Genomic DNA, 22,724 nt, shown 5'->3' on the forward strand with positions numbered 1-22,724 from the left:
CGCCCGGCAACCGGCTCCGTCAGTGGGCGCAAGGACGTCGGTACGGGGCGATCCTGCCGACGGTGCGCAGCCACTGCCGCTTGGTGATGACCTGGTGGTTGGCCGCGCACATGCGGTCGTAGACCTCGTCGGCTCGGTCGCTCATGAGCAGGATGCCCGGCCGGTTTCCCGGCAGGACGGTCTCCGTCATGGCCAGCGTGCGAGCGTCCGGGCTGAACTGCACGTCCATGGCGGAGACCCCCGCGAGCGTCCCCAGATCATTCGGGTCGTGCTTGTTCCCTACGTCCCAGAGCTGGATCTCGTCGACCATGCCGGCGTGTCCCGCGACGAAGCGGCCGTCGGGGCTGACGACCAGTTCCGTGATGCGGTCCTTAGCCGGAAGCACGCTGGTCTTCTGCGGCCGTGCGCGGCTGCCGACGTCCCACAGGGAGACGCTCTTGTCGTTCTTGGTGGCGACCGCGAGCGTGGTGTCGTCGAGGAATCCCGCGCTGTTCGTCTGGCCGTCGATCTGTACGGCTGTCCCGGGCCGTCTGATGTCGCTGATGCTCACCAGCCACAGCGGTCCCTCGAAGGACCACAGGGCCAGCATGCGGGTGCGCGGGTCGAATGCCACTCCGGCGATGCCCTGGTCGAGATGCGGGAGAGGGGGCGCGGCCCGGGACGGCCGTCGCACGTCGTGCAGATCCCAGAGCCGGGGGCCCCCGTCGTCGTATATCAGCAGGGTGGTCGGGTCGAGGAACTGGAGCTCGACCTCGGAGCCCTTGTGTGTGGCGTGCAGCGGGATGGTGGCCGAACGACTCGGACGTCGGGGGTTGGTGATGTCCCAGACGGTGGCCTGCGAGTCCGTGGCGTTCCCGGCCACGAGTGTTCGTCCGTCGCCGGTCACGGTCGCCCCGCCCTCGGCCCGGAAAGTCGACAGGTGCACGGGGTGGCGCGGCTCGGTGAGATCCCACAGTGCCAGGGACGAGGCGTCCTGCGTCTGGCTGATCAGCAGTCGCCCGTGCGGCAGGAACACCGCCCGTGTCCACGGCCGGGGCAGGGCGGCGGCGAGTGTGGGATGGTGCGGATCGGAGGTCTGCCAGATGCCGGCCGTCTTTCCGGAGACCGCAGAGTCGTAGTCCGCGCTGACCGCGATCAGGTGGCCGTCCTCGCTGAACGCCTTGCCGGGTACGCCGGACCCCGGGCTGCTGATGGTGCCGGGCAGCGGCTGCGCCACCGTTTCCGACCACAGGCTGACCATGCCCTTGTCGCCACCGCTCGCGATGACGGCGCGGTCCGGGCCGACCGCGACCGCGTACACCGGCACTTTGCCCGGCAGGCTGTCGAACAGGTCGATCCGGCTGCCGGAGCCGGAGCCGGTGATCTCCCAGTAGTCCACCGTGCCGGTCGAGTTCGCCGCCGCGAACCCGGAGCCGTCCGCGGCGAAACTCAGCGACATGATGACCGCGTCGTCGTTTCCGCTGAAGGTTTCCACGTCCCTGGTCGCCGGGTGGCGGGGATCGTGCACGTCCCACACCGCGACGGAGCCCAGCACACCACCGGCGGCGAGCAGGTCGCCCCGCCGGCTGAAGGCCAGGCTCAAGGCCGAGTCGGCATCGCGCGTCGCCAGCAGCGCGGGCTTGTGCGCAGCGGTGACGTTCCACAGCCGGACGGCGGCCGAGCCGCGGCTCCGCCTCGTCGCTCCGTTCGCCGTGGCGAGCACCTTGCCGTCGGGGCTGAACGCGACGGCGGTGACCTCGTTCCCGCCGACCGCCAACGAGGTCTCGCCGGGGTGCGCCGGATCCCGCACGTCCCACAGTTGGACGGTGCCGGTCGCACCGGGCGCGGCGACCGTGCGGCCGTCGGCGCTGAACGCCACACTGGGTACGGCGTCCGTGTCGGCGGGGCTCCCACGCACGGCGCGCACGACGGGATGGCCGGGATCGCGCACGTCCCACACGGAGAAGGACCGCCATGTACGGGCGGCGAGGAGGCTTCCGTCGGGGCTGAAGGCGATGGCCGCGGTGCCGTCCGTGTGCAGCACCGCGCGCGGGGCGGGCCGGTCGGGATCGGCGACGTCCCACAGGCGGATGGTCCGGTCCTTGGAGGCGGTGGCCAGGAGGCGGCCGTCGTGACGGAACACCGTGTTGAGCACCCGGTCGGTGTGGCCCGCGAGCGTGACGGGATAGCGGGTGACGTAGGAGGCCAGCAGGCTGCTGCGGGCCTCTTTCGTGGGGGCGAGTCCGTACGCCGACAGGGCGAGCTGCCGGGCGGTGCCCGGATCGCCGTCTCGCAACTGGTCCGCGAGCTGTGCCAGCTGGCGGGAGGTGATGAGGTTCTGGCGGTGCGCGGCCGCGCGGTACTGCGTGACCGCGACCAGTCCGCCCAGCAGCGCGGCCACCACCACCAGGGCGATCCCGGCGAGGCCCCACCTGCGGCGGCGCTGCGCGGCGAGGCTCGCGGCGAGGAAACGACGTTCGTGCGGAGTGAGCGCCGCCTCGTGCTGCGGAGCGGCGAACCACTGGCGGGCCGTGACCAGCCGCGTTCCGCCGTACAGCAGTGTCCGGTCGCGGCCGGCGGCCTCCCAGTCGTCCGCCGCGTCGGCGAGCTGCTGGTGCACCAGCAGGCCGGTGTGGTCCTCGTCGATCCAGCGACGAAGCCGGGGCCAGACCCGGAGCAGTGCCTCGTGCGCGATCTCCGCACGGTCGCCGTCGAGCGTGATCAGGCGGGCTTCCGCCAGTGCGTCGCGCGCCGCGACGAGGGCTGCGGCCTCCTCGGACGGCCGGCTGGCCAGCAGCTCGGCGAGGGAGATGCGGCGACGGGTGTCCTCGGTGCCCTTGCCGACGTGCACCATGCGCAGCAGGAGTGTGCGCGCGGCGCGGCGTGCGTCCGGGGACAGACTCTCGTAGACGGTGTCCGCCTGCTTGGTGACCGCGTTCCACACCCCGCCGGTGGCGGCGTAACCGGCGAGGGTCAGGGTGCGGCCGCCGCAGACGGCCCAGGTCCGCTGCAACGCGTAGGACAGCAGGGGCAGGGAGCCGGTGCCGAACGCGGTGGCGTCGCCCGGTTCCCGCCGGGACCCGATGTCGCGCAGGACGGTGTCCGACAGTCCCGCTTCCAGCCGCAGTCCGGCTGCCTCGGCGGGTTTCTCGATGGCGTCGCGCAGTTCGCCGGGGGTCATCGGAACGACGGGCAACTGGTGTTCGCGCAAGGCGGCGGCCAGTTCCGGATAGGTCAGGCAGCGCCCGTAGAAGTCGGCGCGGACGCCGATGACGACCATGGCGGGCGGGGGCTGGGCGGCGTCGGGCGAACGACAGGCGGCGCCCAGCGCCTTGATGAACGCGCGTCGCTCGTCCTCGTCCGGGCAGAGGGTGAACAGCTCCTCGAACTGGTCGACGAGCAGCAGCAACCGCCCGCCCGGCACATCCCTGCCGCCGGTCGCGACGCGCAGCGCGCGACGCACCAACTCGGGTAGGCGGTCCGGGTGTTCGCGCAGTCGCGCGGCGCACTCGTCCGGCGTCGTCTCCGCACTCGGGGCGAGCCGCCGGGCGAGGGAGGCGAGGGGTTCCGCACCGGGCGTGAGGGACAGCCGCGGCCAGGTCTGCGACCCGGGGATCCGTAATCTGCCGTGCTGCACCGCGGGCAGCAGCCCTGCGTGCAGCAGCGAGGACTTGCCCACCCCGGACGGCCCGACGACGGCGATCGGCCCGCCGGTGTCCGACGCCTGCGACATCGTCCGCAACAGTTCGGCGACGAGTCGCTCCCGGCCGAAGAAGTACCGCGAGTCCTCGGCGGTGAACGGGTGCAGCCCCCGGTACGGGCAGGGCGCCGGGGGCTGCCCGCCTTGGTCGCCGTCGTCGGACGCGCCGGTGACCGCCGCTGCCGACGGGGCGGCGGCCGCCGGGTTGGGCGCGAGGACCAGGTCTCCCGCCCGATCGCTGAGGTGCCGGTGCGGCGCGGGCAGACCACGCCTCGGCAGGACCCGGCACAGCCGGCGGTAGACGTCCTCGGTCGTCAGCTGCGGCAACCCCGCGGGATCGCCGTCGCGCAACAGCTCGATGAGCGCTCCGGTGAACGCGGTGTACCGGTCGCCCTCCGGGGCGAGCGACTGCTCGTCGGCCGACGACGACGCCAGGACGTACGTGCCGCCGAGCGAGGCGAGTTCGAAGGCGTGCGCCGCCGCCGTGCCGAGCGCACCGTGGGCCCGGCCGGCGAAGCAGCAGTCCAGCACCACGATCACGGACCGCGCCCGGCAGCCGCTCAGCGCCTCCCGCAACGCCTGGTACGGCAGCGCCTTGAACGCCAGCCCGCCCACCAGGTCCTCCGTGGCCTGCGTGGCCAGGTACAGCTCGTTGCCGGGGCTGACGAGGCCGTGGCCCACGTAGTAGAGCAGCAGGACGTCGGTGGCCTGCTCCGCCACCTCGGTCAGCGCGTCACCGAGCACGATCGGGTCGCGGGGGTGGAGCAGCGGCCCGCCGCCCCACAGGTTCTCCGGCGCCAGGCCGCACCGCTCGATCAGCAGTCGGGACAGGTCCTCGACGGTCTCGGCGACGGCGGGCACATCGGGGAGCGCGGACCCGGGCACGTGCCGGCCCGAGCCCACCACCAGGGCCCGCGAGCCGGGTGAGGCGAGCGCGGTGGGCCGAAGCGTCATCGCTCAGCTCTCCCGCGCGGAGTCGTGGGTTCCCGGCCCGTCGAGCGATTCCGACAGCCGACGGGTCAGCTCGGTCACGTCCTGCGGCGACAGCTCACGCACGGACGGGGCCTTCAACTCGAACGACGCCCCGTCACCGCGCCGTACCGTGAGGGTGACACCCCCCGAGCGGCGACGGATCCAGGTGATCAGCACGCTCGCCAGCGCCGTGGCGACACCTCCGGGTCCGAGCGCCACGGAAAGCGTCTCCAGCGCCGAGCCGAGCGTCCCCGGGGCGGGCGGGGCCGCCTCCAGCCGCACCCGGCCCCGCAGGGACGGATCGGCGACCAACCACTCGCGCAGGGAGCGCAGTTCGTCGGCGGCTCGCCCGCCGTCGACCGCGACCTTGACGTCCACTTCCCCTCCGGGCCACTCGACGGGCACCCAACGCCGAGGGCGGTACCGTGCGCCCCCGCGACCGCCATGGTGTCATGCGCCACATCGCCCCGGGAAAGCCGTACGGCCAAATCCGGCCGGACGCCTAGAGGTTGGCGCGATCGTTGTCCGGCCGGGGGTCGGGGCGCGCAGGTCGCACCGAGGCGCCGGGTGGAACCGCGGCGCAGCGTTTCGCCGGCCGGGAGGCGTACGGCTACCGCTGACGCACGGCCTTGGAGGACCGCCGTGTGCGGGGCTTGCCGCCCGTGCCACTTCCCGGGTCAGCCGACCCAACGGCCGGGCAGATCCGCGCGGATCGTCTCCGGATCGGCGGGCGTGTGACCGCGTGCGTGGATCCAGCAGTGGTCCTGCGGACCGTCCCGGCGCAGCAATCGGCCACCGGCCGCGTACCAGCGCACGGGTGAGTCGTCCGCGCTCGCCCACATCGGGTGGTCGGGCAGCTCGACGCGGAAGTAGCGGGCCTGGAGGCGCGGCGCGAGCGCGTCCGGCAGCTCGCAGGCGTCGTGCAGGCTGCCGGCCTCGAAGAGCGACTCGCTCAGGACCAACTCGACCCAGACCAGGGACATCCGGTCGAGGAACGGAACCCAGCCCTGGTGGGACTCGACCACCACGGGAGGATCGTCCTGCTCGATCCGGGCGAGGGGAATCCCCCAGGAAGCGCAGTCCTGGTTCTCGCGACGGAAGACCAGGACGCCGCCCAGGGCGTCGTCGACGTAGAGCCCGGACGGCGGGACCAAGGGGTCCTGCTGCCGAATCAGGTCGTCACGACGGCCCACGAGGGCATACCCCTCCCGCAAGGCGGCGGGGAGTTCGAAGCCGAGATCACCTTCCGCGGCCGTCAACTCCTCCACGGGGCAACCGCCTTCGGGCCGCATAGGGCGCCCGGTCCACTGATCGGCGAACCAGCGCACGAACTCCCAGGCCCGCGAGCGGTCGGTCACCCCGCCTCCCAGCACCACCGACACGTCAGGACTCTCCAGCGCGTCCCGCGCCCGAGGGCTGGCAGCGGTCCCGTCCGATGGGCTACGTTGTGCGGCCATGACGACCGGGACGGCTTCGCGCCACACACGGATCGGTGACCCGGTGCCCTCCTGAGCGCCGTACGGGCCGTTGTCGGCCCTCTCGTGCGTCGAGGATCTCGCGCCGCCGCGCGGGCTCCGCCTCCGTCGTGTTGATCACAAGCTCGACAATCAACCACGACAGGAGAATCCATGCCCGGCAAGACCTTGCAGATACCCACCGCGGACGGCCAGGCCGACGCGTTCGCCGCCTTCCCCGACGGCGGCGGGCGGCACCCGGGGGTGCTGATGTACGCCGACGGCTTCGGCATCCGGCCCGTGCTTCGGGAGATGGCCCGTGAACTGGCCGGACACGGCTACTACGTGGTCGTCCCCAACCTCTTCCACCGGCACGGTCCGGCCCCGCTGATCGAGCTTCCCGAGTACATCGGCGAAGAGGTCCGGCCCTCGCTCGTCGCCCAGGTGATGCCCATGATCCAGGCGCACACCACGGAACGCGTCCTGAGCGACGCAGACGCCTATCTCACGTTCCTCTCCGCTCAGCCCGAGGTCGCCGCCGGACCGGTCGCGGTGACCGACTACTGCATCGGTGGCCTCCTCGCGACGCGTACCGCCGCGGCCCAGCCCGGCCGGGTGGCGGCCCTCGCCGCGTTCCACGCCCCGGTGGGGGCCGCCGGACCGGACAGCCTCTCCAGGCTCACCGCCGAGGTCCACTTCGGCCACGCCGAAGGGGACGTGACGCCGAAGTCCCTCGGCGAGCTCAACGCGTCCCTGGAGGCGGCGGGTGTCCGCTACACCTCCGAGATCTACCCGGGCACCGTCCACGGCTTCACCATGGCCGACACCGACGCGTTCGACCCGACCGCACTGGGGCTGCACTGGGACCGTCTGCTGCCCCTTCTCGCCCGAACCCTGCCGAAGAGCTGAGACGGCGGCCCGGAGGGCCCGCTACCGGGTCGCGGGGGCATCTTGGGCGGCGCGCGATGCGCTGCCGCACGACTTGTAGGAACAGCACAATCCCCAGGCGTCGAATCGGTGGACGCCATCCCTGATCTCCCCTCTGAACACTGGAATGCTGCTGTGAGCACACCTCAGACGCTATGTGATGTCCGAACAACTCAAGGAGGCTGGCGTGACCCATAACGGTCGGGTGCTGGTGACGGGTGTCGGTGCGATGACGCCGCTGGGAGCCGATGCGCCGTCGTCGTGGGCGGGGCTGCTGGACGGCAAGTCGGGGGTACGGCTCCTGACGGAGGAATGGGCCGCGGACCTGCCCGTGCACGTCGCGGCCGGCCTCACGGTGGACCCCGCCTCGCTGCTCCCGAGGACCGAGGCCAGGAAGCTGGACCGCGGCGAGCAGATCGCCGTCCTCAGTGCGCGCGAAGCCTGGCAGGACGCCGGGGCGCCACAGGTCGAACCGGAACGATGTGCCGTCGTCATCGGCACGGGGACCGGGGGCGTCCTCACCACGCTGGGCCAGGACGACGTCTTCGAACGTGCCGGGATTCGTCGGCTGTCGCCGTTCGCCGTTCCCATGCTGATGGCCAACGGGCCTGCCGCCTGGGTGAGCATGGACCTGGGTGCGAAGGGCGGCGCCAGGACCCCGGTGAGCGCTTGTGCGTCCGGGGCGGAGGCCCTCGCCCTGGGGCAGGATCTGATCCGCGGCGGGCGGGCGGACGTGGTCGTCGCGGGCGGGGTGGAGGCATGCCTGCATCCCTTCACCATCGCGGCGTTCGCCCAGATGAAGGCCCTCTCGACGCGGTCCGTGGACCCGGAGGCCGTGTCCCGCCCCTTCGACGTCGACCGGTCCGGGTTCGTCATGGGCGAGGGCGCGGGGATGATGGTGCTCGAACGCGCGGAGTTCGCCCGGGCCCGGGGAGCACGCGCGTACGGCACGCTGGCCGGCAGTGCCGTGACGTCGAGCGCGAACCACATCACGGCCTCCGACGCGGAAGGCCAGGCCTTCGCCATGGAACTGGCCCTGCGCGACGCCGACTTGACCCCGGCGGACATCGGGGTCGTGCACGCACACGCCACCTCGACGGAGTCCGGTGACCTGGCGGAGGCGGAGGCGATCGGTCGAGTGGTCGGCGGCCACGCCGCTGTGACAGCGACGAAGTCGATGACCGGGCACATGATGGGCGCGTCCGGAACAGTCGGCGCCATGGCCGCCGTGCTCGCCCTCGAACACGGCACGGTGCCGGCGACTCGCAACCTCGACGCACTCGACCCTCGTGTCGAACTGGACGTGGTGCGCGGCGAGCCGCGCACCGGCCGGTGGTCCGCTGCGCTGGCCAACGCGTTCGGGTTCGGCGGACACAACGTCAGCCTCGTCTTCACGGAATGACGGCGGGGCGTCGACCAGCACACTGGACGGCAGGACTTCTTCAGGCCGGTTGCCGCCCCCCGAGCACGCGTCGGTCAACCGGCCCTCCTGACCGGCGCGCTGCTCCGCCCGTGGCGCCGACCGCCGAGCTCGGCGTCGAGCGTCTCCTGGGCCACGCGCATCCTGTCGGCGTAAACAGGATCCTGCAGACGCCGCCACATCTCTTCCTCCGCGACGTCCTCGACGTGGCTGACCACCCACCAGATGTTGCCGAAGGGGTCCTTGACGCGCCCTCCGCGCTGTCCGAAGGCGTCGTCCGCCAGGGGAGTGACGATCTGGCCGCCGGCCGCGACGGCGCGTGCGAACGCCTCGTCCGCGTCGGCGACGAACACACGCAGCAGGCTCGGTGTGGGAGGCCAGTCGGCGTGCCGGTCGAAGGCCAGCACGACCGTGTCGCCGACCCGGATCTCGCCGTGCCCGATCAGGCCGTCCTCGGTCAGCACCCGCCCCAGTTCTTCACCGCCGAACGCCTGGGTGACGAAGTCGAGAAACGCCCCGGTGTCATCGGTGACGACCCAGGGCGCAACGGTGGTGTAGCCCTCCGGAGCGGCGCTGGTCTGTCCGGGCATCGTGATCCTTCCGTCGCTGGTGGCTGTCGACAGCGACGATAGGTAGCCACTAGGCCTTGTGCTGTCCTAGATGGTCACCGACGACCGAATGTGCTCGGACGGCTAGAAGAAGGCGGCCAAGGTGTTCTGCGTGCGGTCTTCGAGGATGGCGCGCAGCCATGGGCTGCTGCGCACGGCCGGCAATCGGGCCAAAGTGTGCTGGAACGTGCCCCAGTCGGCCCGGAACAGACGGTTGGGGAGCAGCGAGGGCGGGTCGTCGCGGAGTACGTCCTGGGGCAGGCGGCCTGACGCGGGAACCGGCAAGTCCTGCTGCGGAGAGGCCAGCCACCGCCACACCCCCAGCGGCAGGGGCACCAGGTATGCCGACGCAGTCGGGGTCTCGGGGGTCCAGAGCCGTCCTGTCTGGGGATGGACCGGTACGAGGAGGATGTCCGCGCCCGCGTCCGGGGAGGGCTGTCCGGGGCCGACCAGGACGGCGCGCCGCTTCGGGGTGCCTGTCGGCAACAGGGCGTCGAGCGCGCGTTGGAACACGTCCGTGGCCGGCCCGCCCGGGACTACCACCGGCTGCCCCTGGGAAGCGACCAGCAGGTGGGCGAGCGCATGCCCGGCTGCCGCCTCCCACTGCGGGCTCCACGACCAGTAGTGGTTCGACCCCAGCCGTCCTCCCCACGTGGCAATGGGCTCGAACGGCGATGTCCTCTCCCCCTTTGCCGCCAATTCCGCCCAGGAGAGGAGAGGTGCGGCGTGGAGACCGTCGACGGGGACGCGGTGCACGGCGTCCGCGCTGAGCCACACCGCCTGCCAGAGCGAGCAGTCGTCGACCCTGGTCGCCACCGGGAGGTCGCAGGTCCCGCAGGCCATGTTGGGCCCGTCGGCTCCGTCGAGGCCGCAGCAGGCACCGCCGCGCTTCTCGGGTATCAGCCGGGTTCCACGGATGTCACCGGGCGCGATGACGCTCGCCCCGGACGTGCTGTCGGACACGGCACGGACGGGCGCGTGGCCGGCGCGTGCCCCGCCCGGATCGACCTCGTCCCACATCCGCCGGGGCTCTCCCCACGGGTCCGGATCCACGGCAAACGTCCCGGACTCCATGAGCACCGGAAGCTGGGCCCCGTTCCCGTACTTCTGACGGGCGTGCACGGGCAGTGAGACCTGGGACAGCGGAATGGTCAACTCGGCACCGCATCCCGCACAAACGAAAACGAACAAATGACCTCCACTGGGAAACAGAGGCATCGTCGCAGGTCATCGGCGGCCAGCCAACCCTCTGGCGCACGGCCGTCGACGGCGCCCTCACGAAGACGACTGCGTCAACGCGGCGATCAACACCGCCTGCTCCCGCCCAGCGACCGTGTCATCACCGCGGCAGGAACTGGGTTGCCGCTCAGCGCTTCCCGGGCGGCCGCACCCAAGGCGCGAGGCGTTCGCCGGTGGCCGGCTCGCGCCAGTAACGGAAGACAGTGCCTTCGACGATGTCGAGTTTCCCGGCGGCGATCAGGCAGGAAGCCGGCTCCGGGCCGCCCGCGTCCGCCTCGAAGGCAACGACGACGGACGGCGTCTCTCCCACCTGGTCGGCGACCAGTCGCACCTCCTGCTGCGTCGGCGCGCGGAAGACCGGATCGTGGAAGCTTGACGGGCACCTGACCAGGACCGGGTCGGCGAAGACCAACTCCAGGTGATGGGCGTACGCAAGGTCGTGCCCCGAGCCCAGACGCAACCGGCCCGCGTTCCACTCCACCACGTCCCAGTCCCACCAAGACCCCTCGGGGAGCTGGAGCGCCGTGTGGTCTCCGCTCATGCGCAGGGATCCGGGAGTCGGCCGCCGTCGCGGCGCCGCCGCCCTGTTGCCTTCCGGGCGCCAGGACCAAGGATCTGGTCTGCGGGACTGTACGCGCCTTGGTGGTGTGGGGACGAGGGGATCGGCTTCATCGCGGATGCGTGGTAGCGGTCTCCGCCGAGGGTCGGCTTGCGGCGTGGGTGGCGGAGATGAGCTGGGCCAGGGATGTGCGGGTCTCCGACAGGGCGCGGATCCGGTCGTCCAGGCCTTGGAGGTGATCTTCGAGGGTCGCCAGCTTGCATGCGGCGACCGTGCCGTCCCGGCGTACGCACGGCAGCAGGTCGCGGATGACCCGCGTCGGCAGGCCGGCGTCCAACAGCGCGCGAATACGGCGGACCACGGCTGGGGCGCTGTCGTCGTAGCGGCGGTGACCGCTGTCGAGGCGGTAGGACTCCAGGAGGTTCCGCTCCTCGTAGTAGCGCAGCAGTCGGACCGAGGTGTCGGTCGCGGCGGCGAGTTCGCCGATCTTCATGTGGTGCGCCTCACAACCCTACAGGGCTACTTCGACACCATGCTCAGCCCATACCCCGACACCGAACCGGATGCCGCCTGAGGGGTGCCCGCGACGGATGCCGCACAGCGAACCGTGCACGGAGCAGGACCCCACGCCCAGGCTCTCTACCTACAGGTCGAACTCGACGTGCTCGACATCCGTGAAGCGGACCTCTTCCAGGCTGCCGGCGCGGCGGCCGCCGTCCTGGAAGTAGACCTCCTTGAGCCCTTCGGCGGCGATCTGCTGGAGCTGCTGGTCGCCGGCGCCGGACTGCTGGGCGTCGAAGAGGCGGGCGGCGTACTGCGGTGGGAGGGCGACGGTCAGGTGCCGGACGCGGGCGTCGTCGGTGGATCCGACGGGCGCGGTGTAGCCGATCCGGGCACGGGTGTCGATGACGATGCCGCCGGTCGTCGCCGCCGTCTGCCGTGCCTTCGCGCGGATCTGCGGCTGCCAGCGCTTCTTCACCTCGCGTTCCAGGCGCGCGGCGAGGTCCGGGCGGGGCTTCCTGATCTGGCCTTTGACGTACCGTTCGACGGTGCGCTGGGAGACGCGCAGCAACTGGGCGACCTGCCTGGTGCCCTTGAGCTGCCTGACCAGGTAACGCATCTGTGCGGGCGCGCTCTTGGGGGCGGGCCGGGTGAACGCCTTCTGCACGGCGGCTTCCAGGCCGTCGCCGAACAGGGTCATCGTCGTCTCCCCTACTCTCCGTTGTCGGCGTCGGTGACGGTGCCGTCCTTGATGTAGCGGGCGAGGTTGAGCTCCGGGGCGTCGAACCGCTCGCGGACCTCCTCGCCCCACAGGACGGTTTGGGTGCCCTCGTGCTTGACCAGGCCCGGGTTGATGCCGAGCTTGAAGCCGCCGGGCAGCGGCTTGCCCTCCCGGTAGGGCAGGAAGTCCAGCGGGCTCGGCCCGTTCGAGGCGTAGACGACGCAGTCGGAGAGGATCGCGACGGGGTACTGCCCGGTGTACGCCGCGTGCTTGACGATCTTGCGGTGCAGGTTGATCCGGGTGCGGGAGATGACGGCCGCGCGGATGTCCGGCCGCCAGGTGGGCCGGGCCAGGGCGCGCCACGGCTCGCCGGGCCGCCAGCCCTCACCGCGCGGGCGCTCGCGCAGCTTGCCCAGGCCGCCCTTGACCGTGGCCTTGATCGCGGAGACGACGGTCGCCAGTTCCGGGTCGCGGTCCCGGTAGCCGTCCATCGCCGCGAGGAAGTCCTCGGGCGTCATGTCCGTGTGCACGCCGAGGTCGGCCATCGTGGCGAGGTAGGCGTCGCGCAGCCGCTGGTACCAGCCGTCCAGGTAGCGCCCGTTCTCCTGGCGGACGTACGCCTCGATCGGCCGGACCTCGTAGCCGAGTTCCACCGCGTAGGCGACGGTGGGCGTCGCGTACCACGCGGGGCCCTGCGGGCGGTCGCCCTTCGGGGTGAAGGGGCTGGGCAGCAGGTCGGCCTCCAGGTCGGCCCAGGTGTCCTTGCCCGTCTTCACCCGGGACAGGTCCACATGGGAGAGGTCGACGAGCCAGGAGCCGGGCAGCTTCGGGTCGAACTCCGGCTTCCTGACATGGGTGGGGGCGCCGAGGCCGACGATCAGGCCGTTGGCGCCGGCGGCGAACGCCATGTTCACGTCGATGCCGACCAGGTGCCGCAGGGTGCATTCCGCGTCCGTCATCGGGCGCGCCCAGTCGTACGCCTCCTCGAACAGCTTCTCCTGCGGGCCGCGGACGTGGAAGCGCGGCAGGTCCTTGAGGAGCGGGTGGCCGTCGGGGGCCTCGCACGGCGCGCAGTCCACCGGGTCCTTGCCCAGCGAGCCGGGGTTGTGCTCGGCGTGCCGCCTGCCGTCGGCGTCGGGCTCGGAGGCGCGGGTCGGCGGGTGCAGCGCGGTCATGAGCTCCAGGCCGGTGACGGCGGTGGAGCCGCGCGGGGTCATGACGCGGGACGCGTACACCCCCAGGACGCGGGCGAGTTCGGCCGGCGGGAGCTGCGCGACGTCGCCCCAGTGGCGGGAGTCGAGCGCGTGCCAGGACGGAATGCACAGCTGGACGCAGGCCCGTTCGGAGCCCTTGGCGGGGCGGTAGATCCGGGCCCACGGGCCGAACCCGCGCTTGGTCAGCTTCCACTCCGCACGGGTCAGCTGCTTGACGACCTTGTGCCCCTCCGGCAGGCGCCCGGCCCGCCGCTCCGCGTCCGTGAGGGCGGCGGGCAGGCCGTAGCGTTCCAGCGCGGCCTCGGTGAGGACGAGCAGCGGGTCGGCGTCCTTGCCCGGCCCGGACAGTTTCGGCTGCCCGAGCCTCGCCTCGCGCAGCGTCCACTCCACCAGGGCCGGAACGCTCTTGGCGGGCACGTCCAGGACCAGGCCGCCCGTGCAGTAGGCGAGGACCTGGCCGTCCGCGTCGACGTCGACGACCGCGAGTGGGCCGTTCTCGAATCGGGAGCCGGTGACACCCGCCGGGGTGTCGGCCGGGGCCGCCTTGCGTACGTCTGGACGACGCGGGGCGGACGGCGGCGACGGCCTGGCGGCGCGCGTCGGACGCGGCTCGGCGTGTCCGACGGCGGCGGGGGCGGTCCGAGGGGTCTCGGATACCGGCCCGTCGGGAGTGTCCGAGGCCGGGGTGGCGGTCGGAGCCGTGGCCGGGGCCTGCTGAGAGGGGGCGGACCGGCCCGTCTGTGCGGCGGGTGCCGGCTCCGGGGGCGCGGCGGGGGCGGGGTACAGCTCCGCGAGCTTGTTCAGCAGCCGCGCGTACGCTTCCCGTTCCGGCCCGCGCGGCTCGGTCGTCTTCTTGACCGACTCCCAGCCCGACACCGTCGCCCGGCGCACCTTCAGCGCGGCGGCGACTTCGTCCAGCGTCAGGCCGTGCGCGGTGCGCAACCGCTTGCGCTCCTCCGCCGGCGGCAGCGGGGACCGGGACGCGACCAGCGCATCGACCGCGTCGAACAACTCGGACATGGAACACCTCCCGACGGCATCCTATGCCGACGGGAGCACGAAGCGCGCACATTCGGCGTACGAATCGCGTACGAAAGGCGTTCCGAGATGGCTGTGGCCCGGTGCGCGGGCTGCCGTGGCCAGTCGGCCGGAACCCCGCACCGGCGACCGGTGTCAGGCGTCCGCGATCCAGCTGCCGTGGAAGCCGAGCGGTACCCGGCCGGGCAGGTGGATCCGGGCCAGCGGGTGGCCGGCGAAGTCCTGAGCCGAGAGGATCACCAGGTCGGTCGCGCCGCGGTCGGGGTCGTTCACGTACGACAGCACGTAGCCGTCGTCCTCGTCCCGCGCCCCGCGCCGCGGCACGAACACCGGCTCGCCGACCGCCGCGCCCCGGGGGAAGCGGTGGAGCTGCCCGTTGCCGCGCAGCATGTCGTGCTTCACCAGGTAGTCGGCGAACTTCTCGTCCGGCGGCACGCCGTCGACCGTCTCGTACGCGCGCCACATCTCGGCCGCGCTCGCGGTGTAGGCGTACCGGTGCCGACGGGAGACCAGGGCTTCGTTGATGCGGGGGAACTCCTGCGGGCGGTCGTCCAGCCTGCTGCCGCGAAGCCGGCCCGCGCGCACGTCGATCGTCCAGCGGTCGAGCGCCGGCGAACCGGTCGCGGAGGGACCGTCCATGCCGCGACCGGCCGCGTAGAACGGCGCGGGGAACCCTATGTACTCCACCACGACCGTGTCGCCCTCGTCGTAGGCGTTGAGGGTGTGCGAGTAGTACACCGGGTCGATCTCGAACCAGCGCGTGGTGCCGCCGGTACGCGGCAACAGCCCGACGCGCATGGGGTGCCGGTCGTTCCACACGTACGGCACGATCGCGCCCGCCTCCGCGGCGGCGCCGTCGAAGGTGATCGGCACGTCCACGATCACCACGTACTTCTCGGTGAGCGCGAAGTCGTGCATCATCGGCGCGTCCGCGACGGCGATGCGAGTGGTGCGCACCGCCCGGCCGGTCCGGTCGATCATGATGTGCCTGACATGGTCCCAGGTGGGGTAGTACGCGATCGCGTGCAGTTCGTCGGCCACCGCGTCGTACTTGGTGTGCGCGGTGAACGCGCCCGTGAGCGTGGAGTGGAAGTCGTAGGGGCGTACGGTGTTGAGGTCGCCGTCCAGTTCGTAGGGCAGCGGCCCGCTCTCCTGCAAGGCCAGGATGCGGCCCTTGTACGGGATCACGTGCGTGTTGCACGCGAAGTCGTCGGGGGGTGCCTGGCCGGGGTAGGTCTCCCCCAGTTCCGCCGCGACCTGGGAGGACCGCACCCAGCGGTTGCGGTACCACTCCGCGCGCCCGCCGCGGAGCCGGACCCCGTGCACCATGCCGTCGCCGAGCATCCAGTGGTGAGCACGACGGACGTCCTCAAGGTGCAGTGGGTTCGGGCCGTTGCGCAGGTAGCGGCCGTCCAGGTCGTGCGGGATGCGGCCGGTCACCTCGAGGTCGAAGGCGGTCAACTCCTCGGTGACCGGCGCGAAGGCACCTTCCAGGAACGGTGTCGCCCCGGTCGTGCCCCCCGTCCCGGCCGTGGGACCCGCCTGTGCCGCGGCCGTGAAGAAGCCGGGGCCGAGACCGCTGCCGGCCACGCTGCCCGCTGCCGCGACCGCGGCGCCCTTGAGGAGCCTGCGCCGTGTGTGACTGGCCATCATGTTTCCCCGTTCCCGTGTCGATGCCGGCGCTGTCGGCCGGACTTCGGTGACGGGAGCAACCCTCCTCCCCGGCGGCCGGTGAAGCAGTCGGCCCAGGCCCCGGATCGGGGGTGCTGTTGACACCACCGCTCCAGGCGACATGGGCCCACCGGAGGACGGCCGGGCCGGTGTAGTGCAGCTCAGTCCCGTCCCGGCCGGGAAGCGGCGCCGTACCCGGAGTCGCACAGTTCGGCGACGAGGCCGCGTGCGTACTCCTCGTTCGTTTCCGGGATCGAGAACACCACCCGGAAGTAGAGGGGTGCGACCACGTGATCCAGCACCCGCTCCAGTGGGGGTGCGCTCTCGCCCCGCCGCTCCGCGGCCTCCAGAGCGGCGTGGAACCGGGTGCTGACCCGCTCCAGGCACTCGCGCAACCCCGCTCGCCGCTCGTCCACGTCCGGGGCCACTTCGGCCCGGAAGAAGGCGACGCCGCCCGGCTGGGACAGGTCGGTGAGCGTCCACACGGCGGCCCGTTCCAGGTCCTTGCGCAGATCTCCGAGCAGCTCCGGCGCCCCCTCGTCCTGGCGCTGGGCCGCCACGTCCGCCAGAAGGGCGGAGATCGTCCCCCAACGGCGGTACAGCGAGCTGGGGTTGACGCCCGCTCGGCGCGCCACCACGGGGATGGTGACCTTCTCGGCTCCGACTTCCTGCACCAGGTCCACGGTCGCCCGGTGCACGGCGGCGCGCACGCGGGCGCTCCGGCCGCCGGGACGGCTGTCTTTGCTTTTGGCGGGCATGCCCCCACCTTAAAGCATTGGGTTGCGCTTTAGCGAGCGAGGTGCCTAAGGTTTTTAAAGCGGAGATCGCCGCTTTAAGCATCGTCCCAAGGGAGATCCGATGACCCCGTACGAAGTCCAGCACCAGCTCGGCAAGAAGTTCCACGCCTGTCTCACCGCGGGTGACTGGGAGGGCATCCGCGGCCTGCTCACCGACGACGCCACCTGGACGCTCCCCGGTGACAACACCATCTCCGGTACGGCGGTGGGCGCGGAGGCCGTCGTGGAGCGGGCGAAGAAGATCGCCTCCTACGGTCTCGACTTCGAGCTGCTGCACATCCTGGTGAGCCGCGAGAACATGGCCCTGTCCCTGCACAACACCGCCCGCCGGGGCGAGGTCCGGCTGGACGAGTACCTCTCCACCGTCTGCCGCCTCCGCGACGGCAAGATCGCGAACATCGAGACCTACCTGTCCGATGTCCCCGGCATGAACGCGTTCTTCGTCTGAGCGGCGCCGCTCACACCGTTCTCCGGTAGGCCCGGCCAGGCCGGCGGCTCCGCGGCGGCCTGGCCGGGCTCTGTCGCGAAGCCGTCTCTGGGAACGGTGACTTCCCTTCCCGGGCCGCCACCCGGGCTCCCTCGCAGTTCATCGCGGCGCGTACCGGGGCCCGGCACCGCCCGACTCGCTCCCGGGCCGTCCTCGTCTCTGCCGCCGGATACGCGCTTACGCCAACTGCCGTGTCTGGCACGGAGTTCGCGGGGCATCCGGACAGCAGGAAGGAGGCTGCCGGATGACGACTCCCGCCACACGCCCGCACAGGCGCATGCCCGGCTGGGCGAAGGTGGTGACCACCTTCGCGCTGGTGCTCGTGCTGCTGTTCGCCGGTATCAAGCTGGCGGTGCTTCCGGGCGTCAAGGATCTGTTCGGCACGCAGACGCACGACCGCTCGGGGCCCGCGCTCCTCAAATCCGTCAGGGACATGAGCCGTTACGACGCGGCCTCGGGCAACTTCCAGGTCGTCGTCGACCTGGAGAAGGACGCGAAGTACCTGCCGGACGCCGTTCGCGGCACCCGCACCCTGTATGTCGGCGCGGGCACCGTGGACGCCTATGTGGACCTCGGCAAGGTCGGCGACAAGGACGTGACGGTGAACAAGGACCGTACGTCGGCCACGCTGCGGCTCCCGCACGCGCGGCTGGGTGAACCGGCCCTGGACGCCGACCACTCCTACGCCGTCTCCAAGCAGCGCGGACTCCTCGACCGCCTGGGCGACCTGTTCTCGGACAACCCCAACAGCGAGCACGCCGTGCAGAAGCTCGCCGTGTCCCACATCGGAGAGGCGGCCAGGAACAGCGGACTGACCGCACGGGCCGAGACCAACACCACGGCAATGCTGGAGGGCCTGCTGCACTCGCTCGGCTTCAAGGAAGTGCACGTCTCCTACGGGTCGTGATCCGCGCGCGGCGCCCGGCATCGCGCCGGCCTCACGGTTGACCGCTCCACCACACAGGGTCGTTGACGACTGGAGGACCGAATGGCCCGCACCGCTCCGTACTCACGCGCAGCCGCTCCCGGTCGCGCGCCCCGGTCGAGTCGCCTCGCCTGGTTCGGCCGCCGGGGCCGGGCAGGGGCGCGGTCCCGGGAGGACAGCGAGAAGGCCCCGGCGGCGGAGGCGGGGGGCGGGGGTCGTCTGGCGAAGGCGCGCTCGCGCCGGCGCGGCGGCCCCTTCCGGAGCGCGAGGGCGGGCGCGGCGGGCGGCGCCCGTGGGGCCGCCGCGGTGAAGCGTGCCGCCGGGAAGACGACGCCGGCTCCCCCGCGCCGTCGGCACGTGCTTCCGCTGCCCGTCCGCATGCTGGCGATGCTGGGCGCCTTCGTCTTCATGGTGGCCTTCGCCGTTGTACTGGCCAAGATCACTCTGGCGCCGTCCCCGGCGTCCGTCTCCCTCGCGCACAGCAACCTGCATCCCGGCCGCTCCATCAGGGCCTATCTGGACCAGCCCGAACTGCGCGACGCCGCCAAGCAGATCGGCGGCAACATCCTGCTGGGCGTACCGTTCGGGGTCCTGGTGCCGGTGCTCGCGCCGGGGGCCCGGGGGATCTGGCGGGTCCTGCTGCTGACCGCGACCGTGATGCTGCTGGTGGAGATGGCGCAGGGCGCACTGGTCACCGGGCGGGCCTTCGACGTGGACGACGTCATCCTCAACACGACCGGCGCGCTGGTCGGTTACCTGCTGATGGGCCGCAGGCTGGGGCGGGTGCACGATCGCCGCAGGAGCGACTGACGCGAGCGGCGGGGCGGGCGTGCCGTACGCGGTGAAGCCGCCGGACGTCGCGCCGGCGGGCCGGTGGCGACGCGCACAAGCGGAAGGCTTCGTCCGAGTAGTGCGGATGATCTTTCACTGAGTAGTGTGCGGCATCCGATCGTCCACGGCGCCGGCAGGGCGACGCGCGTACCGCCGACAGGGGCCGGAAAGTGAGCAGACAGATGCAACCGACGTTCGTACTGGTCCACGGAGCCTTCGCCAACTCCTTCTCCTTCGCGCCGCTCCAAGCCGAACTCGGCCTCCTCGGACACCGCTCGGTCGCCGTCGACCTGCCGGGGCACGGGTTCGCGGCGACGTACCCGCGCTCCTACCAGGCGCCGCAGGACCTCGAAGCACTCGCCACCGCGCCCGGGGCCATCAAGGGCGTGACGCTCGCCGACAACGCCACGCACCTCATCGGGATCCTGGAGCGGGCCAAGCGGAACGGGCCCGTCATCCTCGTCTCCCACAGCCGAGGGGGCATGACGGCCACCGTCGCGGCCAATCGGAGGCCCGACCTGATCGACCGCATCGTCTACGTCTCCGCCTGGTGTCCCGTCGACCTCGACGTCAGCGCCTACTACGCCGAGCCCGAGATGGCCGCGGTCGACGCCACGGGGCTGGCCTCGGCGATGGTCGGCGACCCCGCCGAACTCGGACTGCTGCGCTCCAACTTCCGCACCGCCGACCCCGGCGTCCTCGCGGCCTTCAAGGCGGCGTTCCTCGCCGACGGAACGGACGACGAGTTCATGGTCTTCCTCAACACCTTCCAGCCCGACGAGAACCTCGACGCCGGCACGCCGGACGACCGCGCACAGGCCGACACGTGGGGCCGCATCCCCAGGACGTACGTCCGGCTGACCGACGACACCAGCGTGCCGCTCGCCATGCAGGACCGGATGATCCGCGAGGGCGACGCGCTGACGCCGGAGAACCCCTACGACGTCCGCACGCTCACCAGCAGCCACCTGAAGTGGCTGGTCGACCCGGCGCCGGCGGCCCAGGTCCTGGCTGACACCGCCGCGCTGTTGCCTTCCGGCTCGTAGCCCCGGGCGGACGGCCTACGCGCTCCTCGGTCGCGGGGAGTAGGTCCTGCGCCCCAGGCGCGACCCGTGCTCGCCTGGCTAGGGTCGCTCTTCATGGACACCACGGGAACCGTTCCCCGCCGGACAGCGGAGCGCGTACGCGACACTCTCGAACGACTCGTCACCGAGCGGGACGTGTGGCTGTCGACGGCTCACCCCGATCACGGACCGCACCAGGTTCCGCTGTGGTTCTTCTGGGACGGCCGGGCCTTGTGGATGTGCACCGGCGCCACCTCCGTGACCGCGCGGAACGTCCGCGCGGAGCCGCGCGTGCGCCTCGCGCTGCCGGACACCTTCGACGTGGTGCTCCTCCAGGGTGAGGCCACGTGCTTCCCGGACGATGAGGTGCCCGCGGCCGCAGCGGAGGCGTTCGCCGGCAAGTTCGGCTGGGATCCGCGTGCGGAAGAGGCTCCCCAGGTGTACGTACGCGTGGTGCCGCGGACCGTGCGCGCCTGGCGCGGCGTGCCGGAACTGCGCGGGAGAGTCGTCATGCGCGACGGGGCGTGGCTGGCATGACGACCGTCCCGCGCCGACGGCCTGCCTAACCGGCCCTGCTCCGCAGCTCGTCCGCGATCGCGGTCCGCAGCGGCCGGAGTTCTTCGTCGATCGCCTGCGCTTCCTCTCCACTCGGCGGCGCCGCGGTCCTGGGGCCGGGAATCCGGTTCACGAACTGGATGCGGAAGTACGTGGGCGGGGAGCTGCCGTCGGTCGAGGTGCCGCGCAACCGGGCGAGGCGCAGGAGCCGCTCGCGTTCCGTGTCCGGAACCGACGCCAGGGATGCGCGCACCCGTGCCCAGACGTCGCCCCCGCTCCGGGCCGCTCGTTCGACGGCGAAGCGGGCGGTCTCGTCCAGCAGCAGCGCCCGGAGCAGCCCGTCCGCCGAGGCGGTGGAAGAGACCCGGACGGACATCTCGTCGGCCCGGTACTGCGACTGCCTGCCGGAGAGGTCGTCGAGCCGGCCGAGCAGCCGGTGGAGCGCGAGCATGCCGTGGGCCAACAGGTTCTGCAGGGGTTGGGCAAGGGCATGGCCCAGGCTGATGTTGGTGTTCTGCCGCAGCGAGTCCGGGCGGAACGCGTTCGCGTCCGCCACGCCCTGCCGTGCGGCCTCCAGTTCGGTCGTGGGGCTGATCATGTCCGCCCAGGTGGCGAGCGCGTCCAGGGCCGTCCGGATCCAGGCGCCGCTCGGACCGCCCCGGGTCGAGGCACGACCGAGGTCATGGCCGAGCAGTGCGAGCCGCTGGTCGGCGGTGAGGGTCTCCCAGAGCGGCAGACCGATGACGAGGACACGCCGCCGGCGCGGTCCCACCACCGTGCAGCCCGAGCCGTACCGCGCGTCGACGGCGATCGCGTCCATCGGCTTGGTGCCGAGTTCGGCGGCGATCCGCTTCGTCACCGCATGCAGCACCGGCGCGGCGGCGGCGTCCAGGGTGTGCCGGGGCATCCTGCCGAATCGTGGACGGAGCACCAGTGCGATGACGCATTCCGCCGCGCCCAGTACCCGCTCCGGCCAGGTGCCGACGACGAGCAACCACACGCCGGTACCCGCGAGCGCGACGGTGACCAGGTTGACGACGGTCGCGAGCGCCAGCGCGCCGACGAGGGCGGCATTCCACGGCGCGGTCCTACGGCCGTCCGCCAATACGCGTTCGAGCGCGCGCTGCTGACGGGCCAAGGACCTCGGTCCGCCCTTCCAAGAGACATCGCCGCCCTGCGGGTCGAGATTCCAGTCGCAGGCCGGGCACCAGGCGCTGAACCGGGGATCCGAGTCCGGCAGGGCCGCGTGACATCGCGGGCAGCCAGGGCCTATGTCTTCGTACACGGAGGTGATCTTGTCTCTGTGGGTGGCGCGGCAACAGATCGCGCTTGAGGCTTTGTCCAATCATTGCGCGTCGTTGGCGTGCCGCCGTGCTCCGTTCGCCCGGTTCGCGGCGTTGGCCCCGACACGGTCCGTCGGTCCGCCTGCGGCCTCGCGTGTTCTACCGCGTCACCGGGCGGTTGGCGGCCGTGTACTCGTCCGCGATGCCGAAGACGCCGGCACAGCACGGGCATTCCGCCTTGCCGAAAAGGTGGGCGATTCCGTCGGCGAGCGTCTCCTGCCCGTCGCGGACGGTGATCCGGTGCATCCAGCGGCCGGTTCCGGTGAGTTCGTCGGCGGTGGCCGGCCGCAGGTCCCGCCGGATCTCCTCGTTCCCGTCCCGCGCCTGCGAGCAGCGTCCGAATCCACCGATGACGATCATCACGCCCGTGCCGCAGTGGGGGCAGTCCACGTGGTGGACGTCGTCGGTGAAACCCTCCAGGGCGTTCGCCCAGTGGTACTCCTCCTCGGCCGCGAGCAGGGCGCGGAAGCACACCGGACAGTCGGCCGGCCGCGAGCGCAGGTGCCGGTCCAGGACATCGCGGAACTCCCTGACCGCGTCAGCGCGGTCCGCCAGCAGGTCGTCACAGCCGTGTCGCCCGGCGTCGCGCTCCAGGATCTTCCCGGCAAGGGCGCGTGCCCCGGCACTGCGGGGAGCGAGGCGCACCAGGTGCGGCAGGCGGAACCAGCCGGGGACACCAGGTCGTGTTCCAGGACGAGTCGCCATCCCAGCTCCTTCCA

At 71.9% G+C, this 22,724-nt stretch carries 20 protein-coding genes; 7 read left to right on the forward strand and 13 right to left on the reverse strand.

Going from position 1 to position 22,724, the window contains the following annotated elements; genetic code table 11:
• Positions 1-19: 19 nt before the first annotated feature.
• From BLW85_RS02275 to BLW85_RS02285, 3 genes are all read right to left on the reverse strand, one after another.
• Positions 20-4,633, reverse strand: a complete 4,614-nt coding sequence (locus tag BLW85_RS02275) for a caspase, EACC1-associated type (RefSeq protein WP_074990253.1) — start codon at positions 4,631-4,633, stop codon at positions 20-22.
• A gap of 3 nt (positions 4,634-4,636) precedes the next feature.
• Complete coding sequence (locus BLW85_RS02280) at positions 4,637-5,029, reverse strand: effector-associated constant component EACC1 (protein WP_074990255.1); 393 nt, start codon at positions 5,027-5,029, stop codon at positions 4,637-4,639.
• A 299-nt stretch (positions 5,030-5,328) separates the two neighbouring features.
• Positions 5,329-6,033, reverse strand: coding sequence for an SMI1/KNR4 family protein (locus tag BLW85_RS02285; RefSeq protein ID WP_244174794.1), 705 nt, complete (start codon positions 6,031-6,033; stop codon positions 5,329-5,331).
• Between the two features lie 246 nt (positions 6,034-6,279).
• Here BLW85_RS02285 and BLW85_RS02290 point away from each other — a divergent pair, with 246 nt between their 5' ends.
• Together BLW85_RS02290 and BLW85_RS02295 are read left to right on the forward strand one after the other, a co-directional pair.
• Complete coding sequence (locus BLW85_RS02290) at positions 6,280-7,014, forward strand: dienelactone hydrolase family protein (protein ID WP_074990257.1); 735 nt, start codon at positions 6,280-6,282, stop codon at positions 7,012-7,014.
• Positions 7,015-7,219: 205 nt separating this feature from the next.
• The gene (locus BLW85_RS02295; RefSeq protein WP_279628566.1) at positions 7,220-8,434 is read left to right on the forward strand and encodes a beta-ketoacyl-[acyl-carrier-protein] synthase family protein; all 1,215 of its coding nucleotides are present in this window, start codon (positions 7,220-7,222) and stop codon (positions 8,432-8,434) included.
• A gap of 74 nt (positions 8,435-8,508) precedes the next feature.
• Here the strand turns inward: BLW85_RS02295 and BLW85_RS02300 are convergent, their stop codons facing one another.
• The 8 genes from BLW85_RS02300 to BLW85_RS02335 form a co-directional block, all read right to left on the reverse strand.
• Complete coding sequence (locus BLW85_RS02300) at positions 8,509-9,042, reverse strand: VOC family protein (RefSeq protein WP_074990261.1); 534 nt, start codon at positions 9,040-9,042, stop codon at positions 8,509-8,511.
• A 102-nt stretch (positions 9,043-9,144) separates the two neighbouring features.
• Positions 9,145-10,251, reverse strand: coding sequence for a hypothetical protein (locus BLW85_RS02305; RefSeq protein WP_074990263.1), 1,107 nt, complete (start codon positions 10,249-10,251; stop codon positions 9,145-9,147).
• A 175-nt stretch (positions 10,252-10,426) separates the two neighbouring features.
• Positions 10,427-10,840 carry a hypothetical protein gene (locus BLW85_RS02310; RefSeq protein ID WP_074990265.1) on the reverse strand — a complete coding sequence of 138 codons (414 nt, stop codon included), beginning with the start codon at positions 10,838-10,840 and terminating at the stop codon, positions 10,427-10,429.
• 127 nt (positions 10,841-10,967) lie between these two features.
• Positions 10,968-11,351 carry a MerR family transcriptional regulator gene (locus BLW85_RS02315; protein WP_074990267.1) on the reverse strand — a complete coding sequence of 128 codons (384 nt, stop codon included), beginning with the start codon at positions 11,349-11,351 and terminating at the stop codon, positions 10,968-10,970.
• Between the two features lie 150 nt (positions 11,352-11,501).
• A complete protein-coding gene (gene tpg, locus BLW85_RS02320; RefSeq protein ID WP_070029276.1) occupies positions 11,502-12,059 on the reverse strand; it encodes a telomere-protecting terminal protein Tpg in 558 nt (185 codons plus the stop codon).
• An 11-nt stretch (positions 12,060-12,070) separates the two neighbouring features.
• Positions 12,071-14,314 carry a telomere-associated protein Tap gene (tap, locus tag BLW85_RS02325; protein ID WP_074990269.1) on the reverse strand — a complete coding sequence of 748 codons (2,244 nt, stop codon included), beginning with the start codon at positions 14,312-14,314 and terminating at the stop codon, positions 12,071-12,073.
• A gap of 153 nt (positions 14,315-14,467) precedes the next feature.
• Positions 14,468-15,982, reverse strand: a complete 1,515-nt coding sequence (locus BLW85_RS02330; RefSeq protein ID WP_074995935.1) for a carotenoid oxygenase family protein — start codon at positions 15,980-15,982, stop codon at positions 14,468-14,470.
• Positions 15,983-16,164: 182 nt separating this feature from the next.
• The gene (locus BLW85_RS02335) at positions 16,165-16,761 is read right to left on the reverse strand and encodes a TetR/AcrR family transcriptional regulator (protein ID WP_074990270.1); all 597 of its coding nucleotides are present in this window, start codon (positions 16,759-16,761) and stop codon (positions 16,165-16,167) included.
• Between the two features lie 100 nt (positions 16,762-16,861).
• Here BLW85_RS02335 and BLW85_RS02340 point away from each other — a divergent pair, with 100 nt between their 5' ends.
• From BLW85_RS02340 to BLW85_RS02360, 5 genes are all read left to right on the forward strand, one after another.
• Positions 16,862-17,248: a nuclear transport factor 2 family protein gene (locus BLW85_RS02340; protein ID WP_074990272.1), complete on the forward strand. Its 387-nt coding sequence runs from the start codon at positions 16,862-16,864 to the stop codon at positions 17,246-17,248.
• A gap of 283 nt (positions 17,249-17,531) precedes the next feature.
• Entirely contained in the window at positions 17,532-18,194 is a 663-nt protein-coding gene (locus tag BLW85_RS02345; protein ID WP_074990274.1) for a DUF4230 domain-containing protein, read from the forward strand.
• Between the two features lie 324 nt (positions 18,195-18,518).
• Complete coding sequence (locus tag BLW85_RS02350; protein WP_074990276.1) at positions 18,519-19,022, forward strand: VanZ family protein; 504 nt, start codon at positions 18,519-18,521, stop codon at positions 19,020-19,022.
• Positions 19,023-19,225: 203 nt separating this feature from the next.
• A complete protein-coding gene (locus tag BLW85_RS02355) occupies positions 19,226-20,089 on the forward strand; it encodes an alpha/beta fold hydrolase (RefSeq protein WP_244174795.1) in 864 nt (287 codons plus the stop codon).
• A gap of 93 nt (positions 20,090-20,182) precedes the next feature.
• Entirely contained in the window at positions 20,183-20,644 is a 462-nt protein-coding gene (locus tag BLW85_RS02360) for a pyridoxamine 5'-phosphate oxidase family protein (protein WP_074990280.1), read from the forward strand.
• A 25-nt stretch (positions 20,645-20,669) separates the two neighbouring features.
• Here BLW85_RS02360 and BLW85_RS02365 read toward each other — a convergent pair whose 3' ends face one another.
• Positions 20,670-21,800: a M48 family metallopeptidase gene (locus tag BLW85_RS02365; RefSeq protein WP_143060403.1), complete on the reverse strand. Its 1,131-nt coding sequence runs from the start codon at positions 21,798-21,800 to the stop codon at positions 20,670-20,672.
• A gap of 304 nt (positions 21,801-22,104) precedes the next feature.
• Positions 22,105-22,710, reverse strand: coding sequence for a hypothetical protein (locus BLW85_RS02370; protein WP_143060404.1), 606 nt, complete (start codon positions 22,708-22,710; stop codon positions 22,105-22,107).
• Positions 22,711-22,724: the final 14 nt, after the last annotated feature.

The organism is Streptomyces misionensis, assembly GCF_900104815.1.
GTDB lineage: Bacteria > Actinomycetota > Actinomycetes > Streptomycetales > Streptomycetaceae > Streptomyces > Streptomyces misionensis.